Below are 10,941 nucleotides of genomic sequence, written 5' to 3' on the forward strand. Positions count from 1 at the left end.
TCTCAAACATTTTACGCAGCCACTCGCATGCAATATTCGATCAGAACCCTAACCGCTGAGCGATACGCAAGCGCCGCTCCTCAGACCCCCAAAGCATTTTTAGAAAGCCTCTCCGATCCGCCGTATGGTCGAGCATTGCGATATTGGCTGACAAGAAAGGCTCTTCGGGCGTGCGATCGAGCGCGTCAGCGTATGCCCTGAAAACAAACTCTTCGTTTGAAAGATCAGCTTGGTCTAATAGCGCCGTCCAATCGAGAACCTTGCGCGCCTTCAAACAGTACAGCCACGTATCGCGTTGCGAAAACTCCTCGATTTCAAAACCGGCGGCCGTCACGTGAACACGAAGCGTGATGTCTGTAAAGCCGGTATGATGAAAATCTCCAGGGTGAGCCTGGTTACCGTACATGAAAGTCGTATAGGTTGAATGACGCTCATAGACGCGAACTGATTTGATCATCTCCGCAATCGCAACGACGTTAGACGTTTCAAGGTCGAGCACGCCGCCAGCCGATAATAAATCGGCCCATTCCAGAAGTGCGTTAGTCGTTTCCGCCCTCTGGATATGCTCAAGAACGTCGTAAGAAACCAAAGTGTCGAAATGCTTCCGTGGAAGCCCAGAAAAGCCATTATCGACCACAAGAAAATCAGGATCGCAAGCAGGATCCATGTCCACATTTAAATGGCCTAAGCGCTTATCGTAACCGCATCCAACGTTGATTTTCGTAAGCGATAGATCGAGCATCCATCAATCCTCCTGAAACTCAGAAATTACTTGCCTTAGCCTCTGAGCTTCGGATTGATCCAATATTGCCCCCCATCTCTGGTGGCCCAACTGACAATGCTCCGTCGGTCCGGGCAGTAGTTAAACCTGGTCGGGCGCTCACGGCGGAGAACCCATCCTCTACCATCGAACAACTCAAGTAACTGCCCCTCGATCTTGCGCGAGTGCGTACCAACAAAAATGGCGCGCACATGCGTATCGAGGATGTCTATCCCGGCCGACAGCACATCATATTCGGCGCCTTGAATATCGATATGCACCAAATCCCATATATCCGCACCAAGTACTTCAGCTAATGGATAGGCCTCGACGCAATCATGCTCGACCTGACGCCCGAGATAATCGACTTCACCATCATCACCCTTCGCCTGCCCGCCATTCTCCATCGGATTACTGACCCGCGGAAAATAGAGCGTGCCGCGTTCGGCAGCGATTGCTCCTTTGACGAAAGTAAAGTCGCCAGCCGTGGGTTCGATGCCGTTCTCTGCAAGATGGTGCGGAATGAGATTGTAAAGATAATCACTCGCCTCCACGGCCACGAAACGTCCCCTCCCCCTTCCCGTTCGCTCCGCCATCACCGCGCAGAAACAGATCCAGGGTCCATAAGACGCTCCCAATTCGGCCACTTTGAAACTATCGACGGGTGCAGCCTCGAGACTGTCCAGCGTCGCGAAATATTCGATCGCTTCTGCCCTCAAGGAGTCGTCGGGCAAAGGCACGGATCGAATGACCACACCATCAAAATGCGTCGCCCAAGGATGAAATGACGAATTGGTGCGAATGCCAAAAAAATCCGTGATCTTCCCAGGGGCAGGCGACTCGCTTCTCCCGTGCCGCAAAAACAGTTCTATGTCGGACTGCTCCCAACCACCGAAAAAATCTTCTCCAAGAATCGCGCGCGCGCTGCAGGCGGCGTGGGCACGGGACAAGTCGGAATCGGCAAGATCGGGCCCCAGATTCATGGTTTAATGTCTCTCACATCAGTTCGCTGAGACACCAACTATAGAGGCCCGCCGTCGTGGTCCACCCCCCTCTTGGCAGCACCGCGCAAGCGGCCAATTGTCGCATTGCCCTTCCAGCATTGGCGGGATAGGGACAAACTGCAGGGTATCGGAACGCCCAGAAAAAGGGAGATATTGTCTTGCTCCAGTCAGGTGCTCCGGCGGACGAGAATATCGTACACGCGTCTTATTTCTTTGCGTTTTATGACGCGGAGTTCGTGGATCAGGTCTACCACAAACTGCTCAAGCGCCCTCCTGATCCTACTGGCGGATCCCACTATGTTGCCGCGATCCGCGCCGGCGACAGCCGTTATCAGATTCTGGACAGCATCTTCCGGTCGGCGGAGGCCCGGGAACAGGGTGTGCAGCTCATCGGCATGAGTAGATTTCGTCGGCGAAGGAAGCTTTATGCCATTCCCGTCATCGGCAAACTGGCGCAGATGATCGCTTTCCTCCGGCAGGTCGATGCAGTGCGGCGAGATTTGCGTGCACTCGAAAATCATCTCTATCGCCTGTCGAACAAGATTGGCGATTTGTAAGCGAACCATGCGGGGAGTGTGATGTGAAAATCGTGTGCCTCAGCACATATCCTGTCGATGCACCGCGTCACGGCGGCCAGCACCGACTAGCGAACATTGTAGCGGCGCTGCGTGCCGCCGGCCACGACATCCGGTCAGCCGGTGTCGCGGGCAGCGCATCCTATCCGCCATCGCAATATTTCATTGATTTTCCCGGCGAAAAGACGATGGCCCCCGTCACGGATGACAATCCCTTCATGGATGATTGGGGCCTTGGCGAGTTGTTTGGTGTGGAGGGCCCCCAGTTCCAGGCGCTCGCTGACAAGATCGGTATCGTACCCGACGCGATTTTCGTCGAACAGCCCTGGATGTTTCGGTTCGCAGAACGTTTTAATAGGTCCCGTTGCAATGGCCGGGCCATCCTCCTCTACGGGTCTGAGAATGTCGAACATCGGCTCAAATTCGACATTCTCCGCCGCTATAAGAGCGAAAAGATCGCGGCCGACGGGCGTGATAAGGTTCTCGCTTGCGAACTTCATGCGCTCAAGCATGCAGCACAGACATTTTGCGTATCCCAAGGCGATATCGATTGGTCGAAGGACTACGCGCCTAGCCCTCCGATCCTCGCAGCCAATGGTGTAATCGACCGACAGACGACGTTGGACGATATCGCCGCTGCAAGTACGATCACGGAAGGCCGAAAATTCGCCCTCTATTGTGCCAGTGCGCATCCGCCTAACATCGAAGGTTTTTTCGACCTGTTTGGCGCTGGCGCAGGTTGTTTTCCTCCGCCTACGCGTCTCGTCACGGCCGGCGGTGCCGGCGTCTTCATTGGACGCGACCAGCGCCTGCACCGAGCCGGCAGTCTCGCGCGCCAATATATCGATGCTGGCGAAGTCAGTGAGGAGGTGCTTCGCGGCTTACTTGCGACGGCGCATATGATCATCCTGCCCTTGACGTCCGGGGGGGGCACGAACCTCAAGGCAGCAGAGGCGATCTGGGCAGGCCAGCACGTCGTGGGAACAACGATTGCCATGCGCGGGTTCGAACGCTTCATCGGCGCGCGTGGCATCACTGTCGCCGACGGCGGCCCCGCGTTCTGCAATGCGATCCGCGAGGTATTTATGAAACCGAATCTCGCACTGCATCCTGACGAACGGGCAGACAGGAGCAGCGTGCTCTGGCCGAATACCTTGTCAGATCTGGCCAATGCGATAACAGCAATGGGACCCGCGGCGTGAACCGTTCAACGGGCTCTCAAAAGCGCGATATCTGGATGAACGTGACCACCAGCGCGACTTGGAAAAGGCCGGCAGTCGGCATCGTCCGCGTCGAGCGCGAACTATGCCGCGAGCTGTCACGCCTTTATCCGGATTTGGAATTTCAACTGTGCATTTTGCATGAGGGATGCTTTGTCCCTTACGATGAAGCACTCATTTCTCATCCGCCCATAACGCCATCCAGTCCCGCGGCGGCACCGGCCAAGCTCTTCCCCAGCACGACTACGCTTGACCCGATCCTCGAGGACGCTCCGCGCGCCCATTCGGCACCTTCGGAGCCGCCCACCGACATCCCTCCGCCGCCGACCAAGTCACGTACGGCGCGACAGGGCATTCAGTACGGCGATATCCTGCTGACCGTCGGTCTCGACTGGAATCACAGTTATCTGGACCATCTCCAGGATCTCAAAACCTCGATGGGGGTCGAGGTCGTAACATGCTGCTACGATCTGATCCCTGTCATATTTCCCCACTATTGCGCCGGCGATGTTTCACCGCAGTTCAAGGACTATTTCACCAAGCTGTCCTGGCTCTCTTCGACTGTCCTTTGCATTTCGCGTCGTTCTAGGGACGATTATGTTGATCTTGTTCGGCGGATTGGTGCTCCAGAGGTTGAGACCGTGGTCATTCCGCTCGGCGACAATGTCCCTATGCTGGCCGACGCAGCGGGGGATGCGTCAGAGCCCCTATCACCCGAGGTGGCGCGCGTTATCGAGGAGCCCTTCATCCTCTTCGTCTCGACCATCGAGCGCCGCAAGAACCACGAGATACTCTATCGTGCTTATCATCTACTGGCCCGCGCCGGTCACGCCCACAAGCTTCCCAAGCTCGTCTTCGTCGGCATGCCCGGCTGGGGGGTCGGTGATCTGCTCAAGGATATCGAGCTCGATCCCCTGACCAATGGCCTGATCGTACAGCTTCATCACGTCACCGACCGGGAGTTGGGTCAGCTCTACGAGAAGGCTTATGTCTGCGCCTTCCCATCCCTCTATGAAGGCTGGGGCCTGCCCATCGGTGAGGCCCTCTCCTGCGGCAAGGCCGTCATCGCCTCCGATCAGGGCTCCATCCCAGAGGTCGGCGGCGATCTCGTTACCTATCTCGACCCTTGGAATCCCCATGCCTGGGCAGACGAGATCCTTGCCCTCATCGGCAATCCTGAGGGGGTCAAAGCCCGGGAAGCCGCTGTCAGGTCTCGTTATATCCCTCGCACATGGAACGACACCGCACAGGTCGTCAAAACTGCGCTCGATCGCCTGCGCGAGCGCCCTGCCCCCTTAATCACCCTTTATCCCGGCTATGACTTGCGCACGCAGGCGGGTCAGCCCTACGCCGAGCAGATGCACGCGACCGGCCAACCCGGCATCCTGACATATGGCCCTCATCATGCCCTGCCTGCCGGCGGCTATGATATCCACATCGACGTCGACAAACCCGCCGGTAGCAAGGGGACCGTCCGCTTCGCTATATGCTCCGACCTCGGCAAGATCGAACACGCAACACTCGACGCCGTCTTCGACGAGTCTGCACAGGTCAGTAGCCGCATCACCATCGCCCTCACGCTCGACAAACCCGTCTCCGACTATGAAATCCTCTCCAATATCCCCGCAAATCTCCTCATCGCTATCAAAAAAATACAGATAATTCCCGGCATATCGTGACGCAGCCGTTAGCATATCGACGCCCCAAGGTATGGATGAACGTCACAAGCAGTGCCAATTGGCACCGAGCAGCCGTGGGCATCATCCGCGTCGAGCGCGAACTTTGCGAAGGATTGGAACGTCTCTATGGCGAAGATTTCGGCCGTTGCATATTTAAGGGTGGCGCATTCATTCCATATGATCCGAATGCGCCTAGTGAGCCGGTCATACGGCCCGCTGTTGAAACCGCGATGCCGCCCGTTCAATTGAGAAGGCCTGTCTTCGATCCGGTCCTCGAACCAGTAAAATGGCTTCCGTGGCGTCGCGAAAAAAATGCCGGCGACATCATTGCCTCATCCCCCCCCTCGGTGGAACCATCGCCGCCCGTCGTACGACGAGCGAATGAGATTATGCCTGGCGACATACTTGTTTCGGTCGGTCTCGATTGGGATCATCCTTATGTCGATACGTTCGGAATTCTCAAGGAAACCATGGGGGTCCAGATCATATGCTGCTGCTATGATTTGATCCCTATTCTTTTCCCGCACTATTGCGTCGGCCATGTTGGCGAAATCTTCCTCGATTATTTCACTAAAGTTTCTTGGTCTGCTTCCCTCCTCCTTTGCATTTCGCGTCGTTCTAGGGACGATTATGTTGATCTTGTTCGGCGGATTGGTGCTCCAGAGGTTGAGACCGTGGTCATTCCGCTCGGCGACAATGTCCCTATGCTGGCCGACGCAGCGGGGGATGCGTCAGAGCCCCTATCACCCGAGGTGGCGCGCGTTATCGAGGAGCCCTTCATCCTCTTCGTCTCGACCATCGAGCGCCGCAAGAACCACGAGATACTCTATCGTGCTTATCATCTACTGGCCCGCGCCGGTCACGCCCACAAGCTTCCCAAGCTCGTCTTCGTCGGCATGCCCGGCTGGGGGGTCGGTGATCTGCTCAAGGATATCGAGCTCGATCCCCTGACCAATGGCCTGATCGTACAGCTTCATCACGTCACCGACCGGGAGTTGGGTCAGCTCTACGAGAAGGCTTATGTCTGCGCCTTCCCATCCCTCTATGAAGGCTGGGGCCTGCCCATCGGTGAGGCCCTCTCCTGCGGCAAGGCCGTCATCGCCTCCGATCAGGGCTCCATCCCAGAGGTCGGCGGCGATCTCGTTACCTATCTCGACCCTTGGAATCCCCATGCCTGGGCAGACGAGATCCTTGCCCTCATCGGCAATCCTGAGGGGGTCAAAGCCCGGGAAGCCGCTGTCAGGTCTCGTTATATCCCTCGCACATGGAACGACACCGCACAGGTCGTCAAAACTGCGCTCGATCGCCTGCGCGAGCGCCCTGCCCCCTTAATCACCCTTTATCCCGGCTATGACTTGCGCACGCAGGCGGGTCAGCCCTACGCCGAGCAGATGCACGCGACCGGCCAACCCGGCATCCTGACATATGGCCCTCATCATGCCCTGCCTGCCGGCGGCTATGATATCCACATCGACGTCGACAAACCCGCCGGTAGCAAGGGGACCGTCCGCTTCGCTATATGCTCCGATCTCGGCAAGGTCGAACATACCGCCCTCGACGTGAGTTTCGACGAGACAGAGTCGCTCAATAGTCGGCTCACCATCCCGCTCAGCCTCGACAAACCCGTCTCCGACTATGAAATCCTCTCCAATATCCCCGCAAATCTCCTCATCGCCATCAAAAAAATACAGATAATTGCTGCCGCTTCGAATATTGTCGCTCAGCCATAATTAACAGGATCAGAAAATAGTGAAAACCGCCATTGTCACCGGCATCACAGGCCAAGACGGAGCTTATCTCGCGCAGCTTCTGCTCGAGGAAAATTATATCGTCTTCGGCACTTACCGTCGCTCCAGCTCGGTCAACTTCTGGCGCATGGATGAACTAGGCATCACCACGCACCACAATCTGCGACTAGTCGAGTATGATCTCACGGATCTCTCGTCCACCGTTCGCCTGCTTGAACAGTCCCAGGCAACCGAAATCTATAATCTTGCTGCGCAAAGCTTCGTCGGCGTGTCTTTTGATCAGCCCATCACCACCTGCGAGATTACCGGCCTTGGTTGCGTAAATCTTCTGGAAGCGATTCGTATCGTCAATCCGACTATCCGGTTCTATCAGGCCAGCACTTCAGAAATGTTCGGCAAGGTGCAGGCCGTACCGCAAAAGGAGGACACGCCTTTCTATCCGCGCAGTCCCTACGGCATCGCGAAGCTTTACGCGCACTGGATGACAATCAACTATCGGGAAAGCTACGGCCTTTTCGGGTGTAGCGGTATCCTTTTCAATCATGAGAGCCCCCTGCGCGGCCGCGAGTTCGTCACGCGCAAAATCACAGACAGCGTCGCCAAGATTGCGCTCGGCCAGCTCGATTGTCTGGAGCTCGGCAACATCGACGCGCAACGCGACTGGGGATTCGCCAAGGAGTACGTGAAAGGCATGTGGCAGATGCTGCAGGCCGACATGCCGGACACTTATGTTCTGGCCACCAATCGAACGGTAACGGTGCGTGACTTCGTGAAAATGTCATTCGCGGCTGCAGACATCGACATCACCTTCAAAGGTACGGCAGAAAACGAGATCGCGATCGATGCCAGTGGCCGCACGGTCATGCGCGTCAATCCACGTTTTTATCGCCCGGCGGAAGTCGACTTACTAATCGGCGACCCCGCCAAGGCCCGCGAAGAACTGGGCTGGACCTCCGAAACAACATTGGAGCGATTGTGCGCTATGATGGTCGAAGCCGACCTGCAGCGAAACAAGCGGGGTTTCTCCTTCTGAAGTGTGGACGAGCGTAAACGAAACGACGGGTCGAGATCATGACAGCGACAAAGCAGGCCACAAAGGTCGCAATTACCGGAGCCGACGGCTTCACAGGGGCCCATCTCACCCGCCTCCTTCAAAAGCGGGGCTATGTTGTTCACGGGTTGCGCCGATCGATCGACGGCGATGAAAGCGACGACATTCATTGGCACAAATGCGACCTCGCCAACCCGTCCGCGATAGCGGAGGTCCTTGATGCTGTCCGTCCTGATCGAATCGTTCATCTGGCTGCGGTGTCATTCGTGGCGTATGGCGATGTCGAGGCTATGTACCGCACGAATGTGATCGGCACGCGCAATCTTCTCGAAGCAGTCGCGCGCACCAATTGTCCAGTAAGATCGCTCATCCTGGCGAGCAGCGCTAACATTTATGGCAACCGTGTCGGCGGTATCTTGACTGAGGAGAGCCCGCCCGAACCAGCGAATGATTATGCAGTCAGCAAACTTGCCATGGAATATGTCGGGCGACTTTATGCCGAACGCCTCCCGATCATTACCGTGCGCCCCTTCAACTATACGGGCGTCGGACAGGCCGAGCATTTCCTCATTCCCAAGATCGTCGATCACATCCGGCGGCGCGCGCCAGTGATCGAGCTGGGCAATCTCGACGTCGAGCGAGATTTCTCGGATGTCCGGTCAGTCGTGGCAGCCTATGCAGGCCTTCTGGAGGAACCCGCCGCGATAGGTAGGACGTTGAACATATGTTCCGGAAGATCCTACTCGCTGCGACAAGTGCTAGACATCACACAGGCTTTGGCGGATCACCAAATAGAAGTGCGCGTCAATCCCGCCTTTGTGCGGCAGAAAGAAGTCCGGACATTGAGCGGCAGTCGCGCTCAACTCGATGTGCTACTACCAAGCTTGCCTAACCCCCAACTCGAAGAGACTCTGCAATGGATGCTCTCAGCTTAACCAGCCGTCAGAGTTGTTATGTATTTCGCGTCCAGCCTCCATCTAATGCCAATTGAATTTTTCAACCCACTTCTCGCTAGAGAAAATGATGGAAAAATCATCAATGTCAATTGAACAAACAAACGTCAAACCACTTCAACCGATACATACGGATGGCGCAATGCTATTCGCAGATCGATATGAACTACTGAAACATATCAAGAAACTTCAAGATATTGATGAAATTTTTAATCCAAATATATTAGAAATTGGTGTTGCATTGGGAGATTTTTCTAAATTTCTAATAGACACCTTCACCCCCTCTCGATTCGCCGCAGTTGATTTGTTTGATCTGCATACCTCAGAAACAATATGGGGAATGCCAACAAAAGAGCTATTTGATAATAAAACTCAAATAGAGTATTTTAAATCGAAGATTCAATCTTATTTTTATGGCGAACTAATTATAGAATAAGGCTACAGCTCGGAAGCCACCAATAAATTGATTGATAGAGACTACGATATTGTTTATATTGACGCCGGACATGACTACGAAAATGTAAAAAATGACGCACTGGCGGGCCTCGATAAGATTAAATCTGGTGGGTATATGATTTTTAATGACTACACTATGATGGATCAACTATACGGTACGCCATATGGAGTAGTGCAGGCCGCAAACGAATTGATCGTGGACACGGGTCGAATGAAAGTAATCGGCCTCGGTCTGAACCCTCAAATGTTCTGCGATCTTGCGGTTAAGGTCATATAGCTGAGAATATAGCCCCCCCCCCCGAGTACGAGTATAAACCGAGATACGATCCTTCCAAAAATCTTGTTCAGACAATCCGCGACGGCTACCGTCGTGGTCAGTGTGTCGATCTAGAAATCGAAAAGGAACAACAAATGCCCGTAGATGTCGCCCGCGATGAGTTTGGGACACGTCAGGCAGAAATGACTGCCAGATGGTATGAGAACGTTAAGGCCACGCATGGCGATGTTGAGGCCTATATCGCAACACGGCATCATGCATATTTGGACAGATGGAAAGAGGCAGCCAGATTCATTGAAAATGGCAGTCGCGTACTTGATATCGGGGGAGGCAATTTATACCCGCTCCTCATCGAATTTTTTAAAGAACGCGCATTCCGCTATTCATATTTAGATGTAGATCCTAGCTGCGTTGACGGCTCACGAGCGGCGGCAGAAGCCCAAGGTCTGCCGAACGCCTCCTTCGGGCATGGATATAATGATCAGCTTGCATTTGCAGATTCGAGCTTCGAGGCTATATTTTCATCACATTGCTTGGAACACAGTATCAATCTAAATCGGACTTTTTCCGAGGTTAATCGCGTACTTCTCGACGGCGGCAATTTGCTCATGGCTGTCCCCTTTGGGTGGGAGTCAAATCCCGAACACCCCTATTTCTTCGGGCCGCAAGAGTGGTTGAGCATCATCGCGGATGCGGGTTTTCGGATTCGAGTCGCTCAAATAGGCTGCGAATATCCTGAATATGGGCATGACTATTTCATTGCAGCCCAAAAAGTTTCGGCCCCGAGCAAGCCCCGCTTAAATCCCGACGATTACACCAAGGATTCGTTTGAATTTTTCCCTTATACGGATGGCCGTATTCGGTATTCGGGCTCAATCATTGAGAAGTTAGATCATGTAATTTTGGATGGTGTTGATTGGACTATCGAAATTAACGTGCCGTCTAATTCGAAAGAGATTCTTCCAATCTTCAATAGGCATGACTGGTCAGCAATTATAGAAGCCACTTGGTCGAACAAGCGAATTGTGGAAGATCTCTATTCCTGGTTTTCTTACGCGCAACCAATTCGCATTGCAAATGATGATCGTGCCAACGAAATTCAAATCCGGAGTGTAGGGAAGAACCCACTCAGTCATGCGCAGCAAGCAGTTTTGTATGGCGTTCTAGTGCGCTAAATTCGCATAAGGGCGTGAAGGAAAATCCCTTTACGCCCTGAAC

Annotated in this window: 10 protein-coding genes and 1 pseudogene; 9 read left to right on the top strand and 2 right to left on the bottom strand. The window is 54.4% G+C overall.

Annotated elements, in window-relative coordinates; all coding sequences use genetic code 11:
- Positions 1 to 40: 40 nt before the first annotated feature.
- Entirely contained in the window at positions 41 to 742 is a 702-nt protein-coding gene (locus M2331_RS09345) for a methyltransferase (RefSeq protein ID WP_181560028.1), read from the bottom strand.
- Positions 743 to 777: 35 nt separating this feature from the next.
- Positions 778 to 1,743 carry an FkbM family methyltransferase gene (locus tag M2331_RS09350; RefSeq protein WP_181560029.1) on the bottom strand — a complete coding sequence of 322 codons (966 nt, stop codon included), beginning with the start codon at positions 1,741 to 1,743 and terminating at the stop codon, positions 778 to 780.
- Positions 1,744 to 1,922: 179 nt separating this feature from the next.
- Here M2331_RS09350 and M2331_RS09355 point away from each other — a divergent pair, with 179 nt between their 5' ends.
- The 9 genes and pseudogenes from M2331_RS09355 (at position 1,923) to M2331_RS09395 (ending at position 10,898) form a co-directional block, all read left to right on the top strand.
- Positions 1,923 to 2,321, top strand: coding sequence for a DUF4214 domain-containing protein (locus M2331_RS09355; RefSeq protein ID WP_181560030.1), 399 nt, complete (start codon positions 1,923 to 1,925; stop codon positions 2,319 to 2,321).
- A gap of 23 nt (positions 2,322 to 2,344) precedes the next feature.
- Entirely contained in the window at positions 2,345 to 3,541 is a 1,197-nt protein-coding gene (locus tag M2331_RS09360; protein WP_181560031.1) for a glycosyltransferase, read from the top strand.
- Positions 3,542 to 3,576: 35 nt separating this feature from the next.
- Positions 3,577 to 5,238 carry a glycosyltransferase family 4 protein gene (locus tag M2331_RS09365; protein WP_184117254.1) on the top strand — a complete coding sequence of 554 codons (1,662 nt, stop codon included), beginning with the start codon at positions 3,577 to 3,579 and terminating at the stop codon, positions 5,236 to 5,238.
- Positions 5,239 to 5,273: 35 nt separating this feature from the next.
- Positions 5,274 to 6,968, top strand: a complete 1,695-nt coding sequence (locus M2331_RS09370; protein ID WP_181560033.1) for a glycosyltransferase family 4 protein — start codon at positions 5,274 to 5,276, stop codon at positions 6,966 to 6,968.
- A 19-nt stretch (positions 6,969 to 6,987) separates the two neighbouring features.
- On the top strand, positions 6,988 to 8,019 hold the full coding sequence (gmd, locus tag M2331_RS09375; protein ID WP_181560034.1) for a GDP-mannose 4,6-dehydratase: 1,032 nt from the start codon (positions 6,988 to 6,990) through the stop codon (positions 8,017 to 8,019).
- Positions 8,020 to 8,057: 38 nt separating this feature from the next.
- Entirely contained in the window at positions 8,058 to 8,972 is a 915-nt protein-coding gene (locus M2331_RS09380; protein WP_181560035.1) for a GDP-mannose 4,6-dehydratase, read from the top strand.
- Positions 8,973 to 9,057: 85 nt separating this feature from the next.
- Complete coding sequence (locus M2331_RS09385) at positions 9,058 to 9,426, top strand: hypothetical protein (protein ID WP_184117256.1); 369 nt, start codon at positions 9,058 to 9,060, stop codon at positions 9,424 to 9,426.
- Positions 9,427 to 9,441: 15 nt separating this feature from the next.
- Positions 9,442 to 9,723: pseudogene (locus tag M2331_RS09390) on the top strand (class I SAM-dependent methyltransferase); the annotation flags it as partial.
- A gap of 134 nt (positions 9,724 to 9,857) precedes the next feature.
- Positions 9,858 to 10,898: a class I SAM-dependent methyltransferase gene (locus M2331_RS09395; protein ID WP_181560038.1), complete on the top strand. Its 1,041-nt coding sequence runs from the start codon at positions 9,858 to 9,860 to the stop codon at positions 10,896 to 10,898.
- The last annotated feature ends 43 nt before the right edge of the window (positions 10,899 to 10,941 follow it).

The organism is Sphingobium sp. B10D7B (assembly GCF_025961955.1).
Classification (GTDB): domain Bacteria; phylum Pseudomonadota; class Alphaproteobacteria; order Sphingomonadales; family Sphingomonadaceae; genus Sphingobium.